Source organism: Ulvibacterium marinum, assembly GCF_003626755.1.
GTDB lineage: Bacteria > Bacteroidota > Bacteroidia > Flavobacteriales > Flavobacteriaceae > Ulvibacterium > Ulvibacterium marinum.
In genome coordinates this window covers 498,615-514,145 of the sequence record NZ_RBCJ01000002.1, presented here as the reverse complement: position 1 = coordinate 514,145, position 15,531 = coordinate 498,615, and the positions used below count along the sequence as shown (strand labels likewise).

Here is a 15,531-nt window from a genome sequence, read left to right as displayed (position 1 = left end):
ATGTTATGGGAAAGATCCGACGATTTTTCCCTTTTTTATTCATAATCAAATCATTCTATAAAAGATGAAAATTATCCTAATTTTATTACTAGTCCTGGCCTTTTTGGGGGGCCTTTATTTAGCCATAAGCATATTTGCCAATAAAAAACCACCGTTATCCGCGGCCAATATTCATGGCTATGTAGCCATTGCGGTATTGATTGTATTAGCGTATAATGCCTTTAGCATGAACATGACCCAACTTTGGATGGCGTTCGCTATTTTGTTCGTTGCAGCACTTGGAGGGCTATACCTTTATAGCAATCATAAAAAAGATGCCATTGGACCAAAATCAGCTGTTGTCATACATATGATATTTGCATTGTCCGGCATTGCGCTGACTTTAATTTCAATACTATAACTTGTTTAAATTGACTTCCTTTTTTTGCATTGTCCTAACGGAAAGGAAAATGGAAAGTGACTAACTTTCTTTAGGATAACAGATATTCATCATCAGTTTTAATACATTATGAAAAATCGAATAAAAAGATTTGAGCCATACTGTTTTTGGATACTTTTTAGTTGCGCGGCCCTATTGGGTTGCACAAAAAATAAGGATAAGGTAAAAGTGGAGTCTTTGATAGGCGAATGGAATTGGTCCTATACCAGAGGCAATGAAAAGGGGGATGCGTATGATGTTAATCCAAATACCTTGAATATGTCTGTAGCCTACATATTCAACAAGGATAGTGTACGGATTTTGGTCAATGGCGCGGAGAATGAATCATTTCCTTTTCATTTCTCGGGGGACACCTTGAATTATGGGGAGGAGAAAGTCTTCTTTAGAGTTTCCGATACAAAAGATTCCTTGATATTTCGCAATGCCTTATGCTGCGAAGACATATTTGAAAAAGCATTTATAAGAAAATAAGACAATAGCCCCTCACATACATCTCCGAAAGCTTAAAAGGTAACTTTCCCTTCTATTTAACGACTTTCCTTCTTTTGCTTTTTGTCCGCTTCTACCAATTCATCTTCCTGCCAAACACCATCGGCGATGATTTTACCATCCTTTCCGTAGAATATACCTTCTCCACTTCGTTGGTCCGCCTTCCATGCCCCTGTATATTTTTCCCCATTGGGCCAATAATACGTTCCTTGTCCGTGTCGTTTGTCGTTTACGTAATTTCCAATGTAGTATTCTCCGTCGGGCCAATAAAAGGTGCCTTTGCCGTGACGTTGGTTGTCCTTCCACTCCCCTTCATAACGGCTACCCGTACTCAAAAGTGCCAATCCGTGACCATTGGCTTTCTTGTTTTTAACCTCTCCCACATAATGTATTTGACTTCCTTTGCTACTGGTAAAGGTCAAATATTCACCAAAGGACTTCTTCTGAAGTTGACCTTCCATACGGGCCAATCGTACCTTGGTCTTTTCAAGTGCAAAGCTTAAGGAATCGTACTGTCGAATCTCTTTTGCGGTGGCCAAATGCTCCGTTTGATTAGAGTCTAGAGCTTGGAGTTGGGTAATTAAGGAAGCATCCGAATGGATCGCCTTCTGCATTTTCATCAACCTTTCTGCAAGCGAAATACGAAGCTGAATTCCGGTACTATCGTCTTCCCCGGAAATGGTCAACTGTTTTCGGTAATCTTTTAGGGCGGCTTTGTAATCACCTTTTACCAGTGCGGAATCAATTTGCAAAAGATTTTGGTAAACGTTCATCCGCTCATCAATCTGCTCCTGGAATGCCCTGTTGGCCTGAAGCTCATTTTGAAGATTGCTGGTCTTCAATTGATAGAATACGATGATACCAACGGCAAACACCAATAAAAGATAGGATATAATGGTACGATTTTGTTTTTTCATGCTGTAGAAAGTTCGGTCAACGCATTGATATACGTATTTAATCGTTGAAGTGGATTTCGGGCAGCTTATTTTTTACCTTTCTAAAATCGGGGGAGAAATACATATGGAACCTTAAGGTCCAACTTTGCTTGTAAATCCCTCCATTACTTAACTCTTGTCCCTGGGAATACATTAACCCTGCGGCAAAGGTAAGTCTAGGGGTTACAATATACCCCAATGTAGTGGTCAACCGTAAATCTTCCATAGGACTTGCAACCACTTCTTTTCCACTCTGCATAATCAATTCGGCCTCTGGGGAAACATAAAATGTTTTTGGTTCCAGTTTATGACTGTTCAGGGGTACTTTTAACCGGAACATATAGCGCCAACGATTCCTAAATATATATTCACTGTTTTCTGCAAAACCTTGGCTCCAACGGTGTTCAATTCGAATGCGATGATAGGTCATAACACTGGACAACGGCATGGCAAATAGGTATTGGTGCCAAATACGCCATTCCGGTACTAAATTACGATCCATAGAGGCTTCATTCGTATTGAAATTCAGGCGCAATACGCCCCCCAAACTAACATTGAATTTCTTGGAATAGATATAGCCGATGGCATGCCTATTATAAATTTGTGCCATCTGCCCTACAAACGGGGTACTTTCCGTTTCCTGAAGCCTGAAATGGGTTTGGGCCACCCAAAACAGACGTTTTGAAATACGGATATTTCCATAAGTGTTGAACCAAACCTTTGTAAGGGGCTCCTTAAATTTGGATTCCAAAGGGAGTACCTCTTGCCCTTCCTCCTGCGCGGATAAGGACAATGAACTACAAATCAGAAACAAGATCAATACCCATGCGGTATTTTTGCCATAGTGCCTCATCCGCTATTTTTCTTTGACCTGGTTTTGGATGTTGAACAATTGCATGACCATTTTTGGGTCCTGCTCTTTTCGAAGCTTTCGTTCCAATTTTGAGGTTTCCTCCTCTCGAAGTTCCATCATGCGTCGGTAGGTACCTTGCATGAGCAGCACCAATTCATCAGCGTTATCACAACTAAGATCGGATTGCGCCCATTCTAAAAAATAGGGTACGAGCACTTTACGATATGATGCAGTAATCCGTTTTTTTACTTCTTCATTCATCACGGTAGCCGTAAAGGGGTTCCAGACACCATCTTGGTACCGTTCTTGTATTTCTTCCCATTGCGCAGGTAATACCGACACCGCCTTGGTCAATGCCATCAATTGGGTATAGCAATCTACCAGTTCCCTGGCGTAATCAAACTTGGACGTTACTTCTTCCATCGCCGAATACCTACTTAAACTTTTGTCGGCTATGGCTTTGATTTGCATTAACGCATCTTTGTTTACCTGGGTTGTAGTGCTGCCAACGGAATCTATTAAGTTGTTCAGTCCATTGCTTTGGGCAATCAATTCTTCCTCCAAGGCAATGAGTTCCTGTTGTCGTTGCTCTTTGGTCAGTTTGTTGTTCAACAAATGCTGTATAGAGTCTAGGCCAAAGGTTGCATATTGGGCAAGTTGCTCGACGGAAGACATGGTGTTTCCATCAAAATTAAATCGTTCCGCATTGGGCAATACAAAAGTCCTAGTCGAGCCGACACTATCGGCTTCCTTGCCCACTTCAATTTTTACGGATGGTTTTCCTTTAGGCCATAGTTTGCGTATCAGTTGATCTCGCCTAACAAATTCAAGAATACCCTGTTCTTGATAATCGACCACTTTTTCAATGGGATTTATAAAATTCTCTGAAATTGCTCTTACTACGGAATACAGGAAAAGAGCTTCCTCATCAGATAGTTTTAGAATGTTTAGTTGTGTACTGTTCAACAAGGATTCACTAATGGTCCTCGATTTTTCAAAATGGACTCTAATGCTATCCAGTTGTGCCTTTTCCATAGCATTCAAGGGGAAATGGGCCACTTTTACCTTAAACTCGGGCAAAAAAGCCGACTCTCCCAATTCGGATAAAATGTCGTCTATTTTTTTATAGTATTGGGCATTTTCGGCCAGCAACTTGGGCATGCCCGTTTCAAAAACATTGAGGGTATCACTTACCGGGAGCTGTAGCTGCAGTATATTTATGTAGCGTGCATCCAAATTGATAGTTTTCCTTTGCTCTTCCCTATTGACGGATATTTGCACTACTTTGGTTTCATCATTTTCCTTGCCCTGGACTTTCTCCAAGCCCCCATCATTAAAAAACCAACTTTCTACTGCCTCAACTTCATCAGTAATGTATAGAGACCATTCATCATGCGCCAATCCATTCCGAAGAAACCTACCTACAAGGGTGCCGCTTTCATTTTCAATACGGAAACTACGCTGAGGAATACCATTTTCAAATACAATATTGCTTTTGAACAAGACTTGTTCTAGTTCCGAATCCTTGATGCGGTTTACCGTGTAGGTCCAAGCGCCGTCCGGTTTTCCTTCTTTTAAAGTCCCATTGACTTCCTCCTGCGTTCCGCTAACCAATACTCTATATTGGTAATCAATAACCTGTGTTTGGCTATTGGACTGAAATTCCCCGAACTGGAATCGCCAAGACCCGTTGGGATAATGGTCTTTAAAGGTTCCCGAAAACAAAAAGGAAGAGTCCTCGTTTTCCAAAAGCGCCTGTAGATTGGACCGTTCCATTAAAAATGGGCCATCGAGTAAAGTATCCTTACCCACTACTTTGTAATCATATCCTGCTTCTCCCTTGTATTTGCCTACCTGTAAAGGACCAGCATAATGAAGCTTCTCCTGTCCCTGTAAAGCCAAAGGGATACAAACAAACAATGCCAAGAATACTGATGAAATAAAAAGATATTTCGTTTTGAACCCAATCATTCGGCAAAAAAACTAAATTTAATTTACAAGTGATAGGTATAGTACGAAAAATTGAAGCTTTCGGATTTTATGTTGGGTCCAATTCTGAAAGACGTATAAAAATTACGGTTAAAAACAACTTTTATCAGGGTGAAGCTTTTAACTAGTAGGATATTGTGTAAATAGACAGTACAAGTTATTGTGGGATAGGAGGTTCATGAGGTTGCATTTTCACCTCCCCGATTAGCGTATACTAACGAAAATTGCCTCGTATAAACCGGAGATGCGTTTTGTGCTAAAGCTAACCTATAGGGCCATAGAAGAACATTGTCCTATAGAGCGGTGATTTACCTTTCTATAGGACAATGAGAACTATCTATCTAACTACTCCAGTTTTAAGAGCAACTCGTCCAAACCGTTCCGGGACCTCCAAGATGATAGCAGATATGATTCATCTCCGTTGGATTGCTACATGTACTATGATGTACGGTCATTGAACTGCCATTTGAGCAATTAAGTGTCGCTGTACTTCCTCCCAGCACGGACTTTGATTCCTCTGCCGACAAAACTTCCTTTGGATTTACGTCAAATCCTTTTATTCTTCTTTTTTTCATGATATAATTATTAGTAGATTTATTTTCCTTGGACCTTTGTGGGACACCCAAGGCTTGTGCCCATCCTTCGCGAAAGAATATCTTAGTACGGCCTATAGCGGAGCATAGGCCATTTCTGTTTTACATTTCCTTGTTTAAATCACCTCATTCTTGTTGATTGGTGACCATGCCTATGTAGGACATGTTTATTGGTAAAGGGTTTGGTATGGGTTATCTTCCCTATGGAATAGACCGGTATATAGGAATAATAGTTCAGTAGAGGTTTGCTTTGGACTAAACGAATATCCTTGAATTAAAAGTACGAAAAATATTACAAAACATAGGAAAATATAATATTAATTCTTGTGATATAGTCCGCTGTGCATTTAGGGTTTAGGCCAATAGATTTATTCAATATGCAGAATACCAGTAAGTTATAATGGATTACAACAATCTAAGAAGGTACTCAATGTGTTTAGGTACTTTGCTACCACAATTGGGCCTTTATAGTATGGGCAATTTGCGTATCCGCTTGCCACTTGCTGCAAAAATAGCATTTGCCAAGGCTGGTGCTGCTGGTGGCAAGGGAGGCTCCCCAAGACCTCTTGGAGGCAAATTATTCGCTACGAACTCCACATGTATTTCGGGAACTTCGTCCATTCGAATCCATCTATAATCATGAAAATTGGATTGTTCGGCAGCGCCATTTTTAACAGTGACTTCACCATAAAGTGCGGCACTTAACCCCTCAAGAATACCTCCTTCTACCTGTGCCTTCGCACCGGAGGGATTAACCACTATACCGCAGTCTACAACGGCGTCCACCCTTAGAATGGTCACGTTTTCATTTTCATCTACGGATACGGTAACTACTTCGGCAACAAAAGATCCTGAAAGTTTGGTGGCTGCAAAACCTCTTCCCTGCCCTTTTGGTAAAGGAATGTCCCAATTACTATTATGTCTTACTTTTTGTACTACTTCGATTAAGCGGCCCGCATCAAATTCATAATCGCCCACTACGGGAACCATTCTTGCCGGACCAAGGAATTTCAGAAAGTAATCTATTGGATCCATATTATGTAAAATAGCTAATTCACTCAAAAAACTATGAATGGCAAAAACAGTGGCCGAAAGTCCAACCGCACGCCATTGCCCCAAGGGAACATCGCTCATTACATGTCCATATTCAAATTGCAGGTCAGGGACGAATCCTGCGGGGAACTCGTATTCATCTATTTCCGTTCCGGCTGGCCTTCCCTCCCGCCCCAAGCAAGTCTTACGGGATGCATTGGCCAGAATATGCTGCCAGCCGGTAACCATACCCGATTCGTCCAAAGAGGCCACCATTTTTTGGACGCTAGCAGGTCTATACCAATCGTGTTGTATATCTTCTTCCCTAGTCCAGGTCAACTTGACGGGCTTGCCAATTTTCTTCGATAGAATAGCAGTATCCATGGCATAATCCACATAATACCGCCTTCCAAATGCACCTCCTATGCGGGGAAGATGAATTTTGATCTGTTCCGGTTTTAATCCAAACAATTTGATCAGTCCTTCTTGAAGTGCCTTAGGATTTTGTGTAGGTGCCCAAACTTCACAAAGATCGGCCCTAAAATCCACAGTACAGTTCATGGGTTCCATAGGGATGTGGGCCAGAAACGGAACTTGGTATACCGCTTCAAAGTTTGAGGCTTCAGCCTTTCTTGCCCGATGTATGTCGCCATCCTTTCTTTCTATAGTGGTGTTGGTCAATTGTGAATGAAAACGTTCGAATATCCCATCAGTATTCTCTTTTCGTGTTCCAGAAGTATCCCAAACCACCTCCAGTTTCCTGGCACCTTGGAATGCACTCCAAGTAGAGTTGGCCAACACTGCAATACCATTTACAAAATTGGGACTATTGGCCCCCAGAAGCCTTCCGCCATAAGCTGTATTGTCTAATTCAACAATATCAATTACACCATTTACCATCCTAGCTTCGGTATCATCAAAACTACCAACACCCCCTTCAAACACTGGATTTTTTAACACCGTGGCATAGACCATTTCCGGTAGTTTTACATCAATACTGAATTTGGTCTTTCCGGTCACCAATTGCTGTAAATCTACTTGAGATGTATTCTTGCCTACGATTTCAAAGGAATCCGTGGGTTTGAACTCTACTTCTTCAGGTAAGGGTAGTTTAGAGGCTTCATGTAACAATGTTTCAAAAGGCATTGCTTCTCCCGATTTGGAATGTAACACTTTGCCCTTGATGGTTGAAAGCTCGCTTACCTTTTTATTCATTTTCTTTGAGGCCGCTTGTAAAAGTACGTGCCTTACTTTGGCAGCAGCCGTTCGCATTAAATCCCAGTTTAGCACAATTGCATAGCTACCTCCAGCCCACTGTTCCTCATAGGCTTCATCAAAATCACCCTGCACTACCTTTACCTTGTCCCAGTCCGCCCCAAGTTCTTCCGCTATAATCATGGGTAGTGCCGTCTTAATGCCTTGGCCTATTTCGGGATTTTTGGCGATTAGGGTAACCCACCCATCCGTATCAATTTTTATCAGTGGGGAGAATTCATGAATCGCTGCCGGAATCATTTCAGATTCACAGGATTGTAGATATACTCCGGCAATTAAGGCACCACTTGCCGAGGCAGTGAGTTTAACAAATGTTCTTCTGTCCAAGGTACTTTTCATATCCCGATTGGTTTAATTTCTTTTCCTTCAATAACCTCATATACCGTATTTGGCATCAGGTCCATTCCTGATTGCTTTATGCCGGAAGGCCATTCAATTTTGACGGAATCAATTTGTATTGAGGAACCCAAACCAAAATGGATTTCAGTGGAATTTTCGCTCCCATACCCAGTTTCCCTACTAAAATATCTGGTCTGGATAGTATCATTATCCAGTGTTAGGGTAATCCAACTGCCTATACCATAGCTATTGGATGTGGTTCCCCTTAATTTAAATTTGACCCAGCGGTTGGTTCGGTTTTGATTGATATAACAATCATTGACCTCTGCCTCACCACCCCAGTTGCACACGTACAAATCCAAATATCCATCATTATTAAAATCCCCGGAAGCCGTTCCTGCGGATATATGGCCATCTATAGCTGGAAGGGTGTTGTATACTCTTTTGAATGAATGGTCCGGTGCCCCTAGAAAGAAGAAGTTCTGAATTTCGGGATACCCTTCAGTACCATTGGCAACATAGAGATCTAGCCGACCATCGTTGTTAAAATCGCCCCAGGTCTGCCCTTTGGAAGGACGGTGTATTTCATAGGTGACTTCGCTGTTCGTCAACCTCTTGAAAAAGCCCGTTCCCGAGTTTTGGTATAGCACATTTTCATCAGCAATAGATACATTGGTCACATAGATATCAAGGTCTTTGTCATAATCATAGTCAACAAAGGACACCCCATAAGAAGCATTATTTTCTTCTACCTGAATGCCTGTTTTTTTTTCTACAAAGGTTCCATCCCCAGAACTCAAATAGAGGTAGTTTCTATGTTTTGCCTTTACCCTACCCTCTTCCTTAAGTACAAAATTGGCCACATACAGATCTGGTTTCCCATCTCCATTTAGGTCGCCCCATGCACAGGACCTGCCATCACCCTTGTTGCCTTTCCAGGGTCCGTCTACTGATCGGTCGAACATCCCTTTACCATCATTGATATATAGCTGATCATCTTCCCCGTCTCGGTTGACTAAAAAAACATCCAAATCCCCATCAAAATCATAATCGCACCAACAGGCACCTGGAGAATTCGTTTGATCTGTTACCAGGTCTCCAGCCTTTCCCATGGTGAACTTTCCGGTACCATCGTTTAAATACAGAAGATTGGATGTTTCGAACTGAGTGGTAAAAAAAAGATCTAGGTCATGATCGTTATCCACGTCCACTGTATGAACAGACTCACTCCATGCATTCACATTATCCTTGGCAATCGCCGATTTTATAAATCTATCTCCCTGATTAAAATAAATAGTATTTCCCAAAAGTCGAACGGAATCTACTTGGTTGGCCACTACAATATCATTCCATCCGTTGCCATCCAAATCGGCTATGGCGACACCTCTTGACCCTAGAAGGCTATCGTTCAGTTTGGCCTGGTGAAATAGAAGGTCCTGTCCATGGGATTTCATAGGGATACAAACCAATAAGATGAGTAGTAATTGGCGCATTATTTGTTTTGTTTGTTCGCTGCTAGGTGAATGGCCTTACGTATTCGAGAATATGTACCACACCGGCATAGAACACCTTGCATAGCGACGTTTATATCTTTATCAGTAGGATTTTCATTTTTGGAAAGCAAATCGGCCGCTGCCATTATCTGGCCGGATTGGCAATATCCACATTGCGGGACATCCAGTTTCATCCAGGCTTGTTGTACCGAGTGATTTCCCTTTTCTGATAGTCCTTCAATGGTAACAATGTTTCCTTCCAGAACGGAGGTAATCGGTAAGGCGCAGGACCTGACGGCATTGCCGTTGTAATGTACCGTACAGGTGCCACAAATTCCTTTCCCACATCCATATTTGGTACCAGTAAGACCCAAGGTATCCCTAAGAATCCAAAGTAATGGCGTATCCGGATCGGCCGAAACAGTTCTTTTAACGGCATTGATGGTCAAAGTATAGGATGGCATAAAGCTATATTTTGGGTTGTAATTTTTCGGAATCGATTACTAAATAAAAGGGCAACTATTGCGATATGAAGCCTAAATCTATAGCTTAAACTTACCCAATTTGTGAGATGAAAAATAGGATGTGCAGTGAACGGGCAAGGTTTTGATAGCGAACGGAGTTAATATGTCCTATCCTTAAAAAAAAGCGTAATTTCCTTAACAAAATTTCTGCTGACCTTACGCCGTGTTCCATCCTTCATGATCACTTCGAGATTTTGACCATTACCTCTTTCCAGTTCGGATACATAGTTCACATTGATAATAGTAGATCTGTGAATCCTCCTGAACATATCCTGGGGGAGTAGGTCATGAAAAGATTTAAGCGGTTTTCGCATCACAAAAACACCTTCCGTGGTAGATAATTTGGTATAGTAGTTTTCGGCCGCCAACCAATGGATCTGTGAAGGTTCACAAAAGTATTTGTTATTTCCCCGGGTCAGTTCAAATAATAAGGGTGGAGGTAATTCTTCATCCTTAACCGATTTTAATTTATCGATTATGAACCATATTAGGCCAATATCGATAAGTGTCCAAAAAATAAAGAAATATCGATATACCCCGAATCGGGATCCGGGTAATCCTAGATAAGGGCTAAAATTGGAGCTTATAAAAAAGAACCAACCGAAATGAAGTCCTACCCAAGTTATACATGTCCCTATTAATAGTAGTATCCCAAATTTGGTTTTTGAAATTTTTCCAATGATTTGTTCCAAGATTTTGAAACCCAAAACCCATGGCATCCAAATTCCAATTTGCCATAGGACTACATGATACAGGGCAACCTGATCTCGAGTAGCGTATTCCCTCCAATAAATTAGCAGTCCAAGAACGACTGCAATGGATATGGTCAACACTACGAAATTTCTGGTTTTCATTCTATCTAGGTGGTGGAAGACAATACCTTGACTTCTTTACATTTTCATATAAAGTTAATCAATGTGGCCATTAATCTAAAATGGGATTGGGAGTTGAATACACTCCATTTTAGATCTAAATGTTTTTTGCGAAAATGCATTTGGAAGTCCACATCCGATTTTGAATCGGTTTTTCAAATTGGCAACGCCCTGTTGTTCAAGAAGAATTTTCGATGCTTTTTTGGAGCCTATTTATTGAAAAAGTCTTTTGACTGAATTACATCTACCTCCATCACCTTGCCATCTTCAAAAACAAAAATTTCCACGATATCCCTACCCCTTTCTTCGGAAGAGTTGAGCCAAACTTTATCGTGCATAATTACTTTATTGTCTATTTCAATTAGATACTGAATTTCGGAACGTAGATTAGGATACGCTTTAAAATGCTTCGCTCTGTTTTCTTTTAATTCATTTCTACCTTTAACTTTTAACGTAGACCCAACCAATACACGTACGTTTTCCGCAAATTCAGCTACGTATTTTTCAGCATTTTTTTGATTAACTGCTTCTATCATATCGACGATTACCTGGCTTTGATGTCCTTTAATGTTATAATGTGGTTCTCGCTTTTCGGAGCTACAGCTCACTAGGACAAGGAAGATGAATACGATACTCGATATTATTTTTTGCATGGATATAATATTTACAAGTAAATAATAACCTTTACTCATTGGTCTTATAAAAAAAGCGTTCACTTATTATTTTATCGTTATCTACGCCATATACTATGATTTCATCAATCTCTATAGTACGGTCGGTACTTAGGTCAACATGCGTATACATACATATGCTAAAATAGTCCCTAGAAACCAAAGGTTCCGACACTTTAAATTCGTGCCAGGTGCGTATCGCCTTTAAAAATTGTCTTTCTTTTTCAATAAGTCGGGCCTTACCTTTTAGTAAGGGAAAAGGATGGTTCTGGGGTTCCCTACTCCAAATGTCTTTGTGATACAGCTCAGTCTGGGCTTCTATAAACTTCTTTGCCCGTAAAAGGTTTACCAGGCGGTCTGCAATTTGTTGTGTGGTCATAATGCATTTATAAGTTGCAAAAAGACAACGAACAAATTTAATTTTTCTTGATTTTCGTCAAGAAAACTTTGCTTACTTATTTCTAACCCTGCTAAGTGTTTCTGGGGACATGCCCAAAAAAGAAGCGATGTACTTCGAAGGAATTTGGTTAAATACGGAAGGGTTTCCCTTAAAAAACTCATCATACCTTTTTTGTGCACTTAAGTTCATCTGAACGAACATGCGATACTCCAATGCCGCCAAGGTCTTTGACAATAAAAAATTTTCAAAATCGAGCCACTCCCTATACTTCTTACATAGATGAAAATGTTTATCCCTATGGATAATATGAACTTGGGAATCGGTAATTGCCTCAATATTCCAAAAGCTTGGTTTCTGGAAGACAAAACTTGAAATGGCCGTGATAAATTTCCCGTTAGATCCGATCCAGACCGTTGCCTCATTGCCATCCCTATCCGTATTGAACATCCTGAGATACCCAGAGTCTATATAAATCATACTCATGGCAATTTCACCCGATTTTACCAAAAGCTCCTTATTCTTTAACTTAAGTGGATTGAATTGAGCCAGTATCTCATTCTTTACATTCTTGTCCATATGGGAATGGAGCATTATGGACTCGGCTAAGGTTTTCAATTTAATTTTGTATTTATCTAATCACCAGAGTTTGTAGTGCGATGCCTTGGCAGCTAATCAACATAAAGCCTAAAATTAGCTATATTTTTCCATTCAATTTCATTTACCAATGAGTCAGCAATTTCATTTTTGCAAGCAGATTTGAAAAGTTTAGATTTAGAAGAAATACTGCTTTTAAAGTAGCAGGGTAACGGCTTTGGATAGTGCTATATTCCCTCAAACCACAATTTAAATTGAGCTACTTTTTCCCTACTCACTATTAATTCGTTCTCAGTTTTGGGGCTAAGCGTTAGTTTCAATCGTCTGTTGGCATACACGACCACATCCTCAATAGCATTGATATGTACAACAAAACTGCGATTCGTCCTTAAAAACTTTTTTGGATCCAATAATTCCTCAAGTGACTCCAGGGTATACTCAATAAGATACTTCTTGCCATTGGTCCGTCTTAAATATACGTCCCGACCTTCGGCATAAAAATACCCAATGGATTCGGTGGGTATGGAATGGATATGGTTGCCTATCCGGACCAGAAAACGATCCTTATATGACTTTTTGCCAAGTTGTACTAGGGGACTTATTTCGGTGTATTGGGAGAATTGTTCCCGTAGGGATTTTAGTTTCTTTAACGCTTTGGAAAGATCGGTAAAAGTAATGGGCTTTAAAAGGTAATCTATGCTGTTTACCTTAAAGGCATCAATGGCAAATTCATCAAAGGCGGTAGTGAAAATCACCGGTTTTTTTACGGAGACAGCAGAAAAAATCTCGAAACTCAAACCATCCGTAAGTTGTACGTCCATAAAGAAAAGATCCACGGTCTCCTGGTGCTCCCCTATCCAAGGAATGGCCGTCTCAAGGGAAGATAGCTTAATCAATACTTCGATATCCTTGTTATATTTCAGGAGATAGCGCTCCAGTTTTTCGGCCGCCAGATGTTCGTCCTCAATAATGACTATTTTCATCCAGTTTTAGTTTTGGAATTTCAACTATTTTAAGGGGCTCTTTGACTACTACCTGTACCGGCTTATCTGTGTAAAATTGATAACTTCCCGCAATATCGCTAAGTCGTTCCGTATGGAAACCGCCTCTTAAAACCTCTTCTGGCACATATTGAATCAAAATGCGATCCGAGTCCTCCAAAATATCAAATGTCAAATGCGCCTCTGGCGAAACAATGGTGCTTCGTATTATCCTTTCGACCACCGTCAGTAGACTTCCGGGAATTATCCAGGTATCGGTTACCCCTACCCTGCCCAAAGTTATTTTCCTATAGGGTAAATATGCCAGCAGTTGTAGTAATTCGTTCAGTACATTTAGTTCCTCCAAAAAAGGTACCAGCTCCCGTTTTTTCCGAGCCAACATATACCTGTATACACTGGAAAAATGATCGCATAAAAGTTCTGCCCGGTTCGTATCTTTCTTCATTAAAACGAGTAATGATTCAAGACTTTCAAATAGAAGTTCGGGATTGATTCCTTTTTTGAACCGTCGAAAATCAGCTTCGATTTCTTCCTTCGCCAAAATCTCTCCGGTAATGAGCTCAGTGTTCACCTTGTACAAAAACTGATAACTTAGGTATAGCACCAAATAAATCAAGGTAATCAAAGAAAATATACTATTGAAAATAAACAGCTCCCTATGATTGGGCGTATATCCGAGGACGTACGTGAAATAAAGATAGATGGCAGCCGAAACCAAGCCTATACCGATAACGACCGAGCCAATGAGATGTAGCACCAATTTCAACACAAAATTTCTGGGTTGTGACCAACGTTCAAACCAAAGCAGGGAGAGCCTTGCATATTCCTGTATGAGATATGCCAAACCAATACATACATACAATTCCTGCCCAAGAAAAGTTTCCTGCAATTGCCCAATGTTATTATTGATAAGTAAAATAAGTAAGTACACCAAGGTGCCGCTGAACAAGGGGCTCAGAAGCCTAAATAGTGGATGGTGTACAAATAGTTTTTTCACGGTATCAAGGGTAATGTTACGGTGAAACTTCGGTCATCGATTATTTCTATGGATTTGTTGGCCAATAATTCATAGCGTGAGGCAATATTCCGCAATCCAATCTTTAAAGAGTCTATTTTCTTATGTTTACCGGTTTTAATATTGGAAACCTTTATCCTTTCATCCATAATCGACATTTTAACTTCCAAGGGTTGTGCAGGGCCCATTACGTTGTGCTTTACTGCATTTTCAACCAACATTTGAAGGGTTAAAGGGGGTATTTTACTCTGGAGCACGTAATCTGGAAACTGTATATCCAAACGAAACTGTTCTCCAAAACGGGTTTTCATTAAAAAATAATAGGCTTGCACAAAGGATAGCTCCTCGGCCACGCTTACTAAAGGCGATTCGTATTTATGAAGCACATATTCGTAGGAACCTGCAAGGGACCGTATAAATAATTCGGCTTTTTGGGTGTCTTTTTGAAATAAGGAAGAAAGTGTATTAATGCTGTTGAAGAGAAAATGTGGACTCAACTGTGATTTTAAGGCGGTAAGTTGTAGTTGGATCTGTTTCCGTTTCAATTGTGCTTCCATTACCTGTCCTTTCGAATATTCATAATAAGAATGAAAGGCAAAATAGATGATGTTATAAATCAGTGCCGTACAAAATAGAAGAATTCCGATTTTTAGTAAGATATCTTTAGTGTCCGATATAAAAAGGGAAGATGCCCCTAGCCATTGGTCATAGATCCAAAGTATCCCAAAAACCAGGACTTGACCAATTACCGCATGTATTAAAATACCGGACAACAACCGTAATCCTGGTTGCCTTTTCCATGGAATTAGCCTACTGATCAGGGGATTGCTAAAATGGGCGGCATATGAAAGTAATATTCCCAAAAGCCCACTTAGAACAAATTCGCTGGTGCTTTGGAAACCGCTAAAATTCACAAAGCCATAGACAAGTATCCCAAGTAGAAAACCTGTAAAAATCAGAATTAGGTGTATCCTCACGGTCGGTTGGTATAAAAAATCCTTGGAAATCCACTTCATC

General features: G+C 40.4%; 16 protein-coding genes. 2 read left to right on the top strand and 14 right to left on the bottom strand.

Annotated elements, in window-relative coordinates:
- The first annotated feature begins 64 nt into the window (after positions 1–64).
- Positions 65–400: a hypothetical protein gene (locus D7Z94_RS09435; protein ID WP_120711312.1), complete on the top strand. Its 336-nt coding sequence runs from the start codon at positions 65–67 to the stop codon at positions 398–400.
- Between the two features lie 108 nt (positions 401–508).
- Positions 509–910 (top strand): hypothetical protein, encoded by a 402-nt coding sequence (locus D7Z94_RS09430; RefSeq protein ID WP_120711311.1) that lies wholly within the window; start codon positions 509–511, stop codon positions 908–910.
- A 56-nt stretch (positions 911–966) separates the two neighbouring features.
- Here D7Z94_RS09430 and D7Z94_RS09425 read toward each other — a convergent pair whose 3' ends face one another.
- The 14 genes from D7Z94_RS09425 to D7Z94_RS09360 form a co-directional block, all read right to left on the bottom strand.
- Positions 967–1,845: an MORN repeat-containing protein gene (locus D7Z94_RS09425; RefSeq protein ID WP_120711310.1), complete on the bottom strand. Its 879-nt coding sequence runs from the start codon at positions 1,843–1,845 to the stop codon at positions 967–969.
- Between the two features lie 37 nt (positions 1,846–1,882).
- Positions 1,883–2,716, bottom strand: coding sequence for a DUF2490 domain-containing protein (locus tag D7Z94_RS09420; RefSeq protein ID WP_120711309.1), 834 nt, complete (start codon positions 2,714–2,716; stop codon positions 1,883–1,885).
- Positions 2,717–2,719: 3 nt separating this feature from the next.
- Complete coding sequence (locus D7Z94_RS09415) at positions 2,720–4,687, bottom strand: hypothetical protein (protein WP_120711308.1); 1,968 nt, start codon at positions 4,685–4,687, stop codon at positions 2,720–2,722.
- Between the two features lie 374 nt (positions 4,688–5,061).
- On the bottom strand, positions 5,062–5,280 hold the full coding sequence (locus D7Z94_RS25530; RefSeq protein ID WP_147415860.1) for a hypothetical protein: 219 nt from the start codon (positions 5,278–5,280) through the stop codon (positions 5,062–5,064).
- Positions 5,281–5,763: 483 nt separating this feature from the next.
- Positions 5,764–7,944 (bottom strand): xanthine dehydrogenase family protein molybdopterin-binding subunit, encoded by a 2,181-nt coding sequence (locus D7Z94_RS09410; RefSeq protein WP_120711307.1) that lies wholly within the window; start codon positions 7,942–7,944, stop codon positions 5,764–5,766.
- Positions 7,941–9,437: a CRTAC1 family protein gene (locus D7Z94_RS09405; protein WP_120711306.1), complete on the bottom strand. Its 1,497-nt coding sequence runs from the start codon at positions 9,435–9,437 to the stop codon at positions 7,941–7,943. Before D7Z94_RS09405 ends, D7Z94_RS09410 begins: the two co-directional genes overlap by 4 nt.
- Positions 9,437–9,901, bottom strand: coding sequence for a (2Fe-2S)-binding protein (locus D7Z94_RS09400; protein WP_120711305.1), 465 nt, complete (start codon positions 9,899–9,901; stop codon positions 9,437–9,439). The genes D7Z94_RS09405 and D7Z94_RS09400 overlap by 1 nt, the downstream gene beginning before the upstream one ends.
- Positions 9,902–10,059: 158 nt before the next feature.
- Positions 10,060–10,815: a LytTR family DNA-binding domain-containing protein gene (locus D7Z94_RS09395; RefSeq protein WP_120711304.1), complete on the bottom strand. Its 756-nt coding sequence runs from the start codon at positions 10,813–10,815 to the stop codon at positions 10,060–10,062.
- A gap of 227 nt (positions 10,816–11,042) precedes the next feature.
- The gene (locus D7Z94_RS09385) at positions 11,043–11,486 is read right to left on the bottom strand and encodes a nuclear transport factor 2 family protein (RefSeq protein ID WP_158594615.1); all 444 of its coding nucleotides are present in this window, start codon (positions 11,484–11,486) and stop codon (positions 11,043–11,045) included.
- A 31-nt stretch (positions 11,487–11,517) separates the two neighbouring features.
- Complete coding sequence (locus D7Z94_RS09380; RefSeq protein ID WP_120711301.1) at positions 11,518–11,883, bottom strand: SnoaL-like domain-containing protein; 366 nt, start codon at positions 11,881–11,883, stop codon at positions 11,518–11,520.
- A 72-nt stretch (positions 11,884–11,955) separates the two neighbouring features.
- Positions 11,956–12,519, bottom strand: a complete 564-nt coding sequence (locus D7Z94_RS09375) for a Crp/Fnr family transcriptional regulator (RefSeq protein ID WP_147415859.1) — start codon at positions 12,517–12,519, stop codon at positions 11,956–11,958.
- A 206-nt stretch (positions 12,520–12,725) separates the two neighbouring features.
- Complete coding sequence (locus tag D7Z94_RS09370) at positions 12,726–13,481, bottom strand: LytR/AlgR family response regulator transcription factor (RefSeq protein ID WP_120711299.1); 756 nt, start codon at positions 13,479–13,481, stop codon at positions 12,726–12,728.
- Positions 13,462–14,496 carry a histidine kinase gene (locus tag D7Z94_RS09365; RefSeq protein ID WP_158594614.1) on the bottom strand — a complete coding sequence of 345 codons (1,035 nt, stop codon included), beginning with the start codon at positions 14,494–14,496 and terminating at the stop codon, positions 13,462–13,464. Before D7Z94_RS09365 ends, D7Z94_RS09370 begins: the two co-directional genes overlap by 20 nt.
- Positions 14,493–15,530: a sensor histidine kinase gene (locus tag D7Z94_RS09360; RefSeq protein ID WP_120711297.1), complete on the bottom strand. Its 1,038-nt coding sequence runs from the start codon at positions 15,528–15,530 to the stop codon at positions 14,493–14,495. Before D7Z94_RS09360 ends, D7Z94_RS09365 begins: the two co-directional genes overlap by 4 nt.
- Position 15,531: the final 1 nt, after the last annotated feature.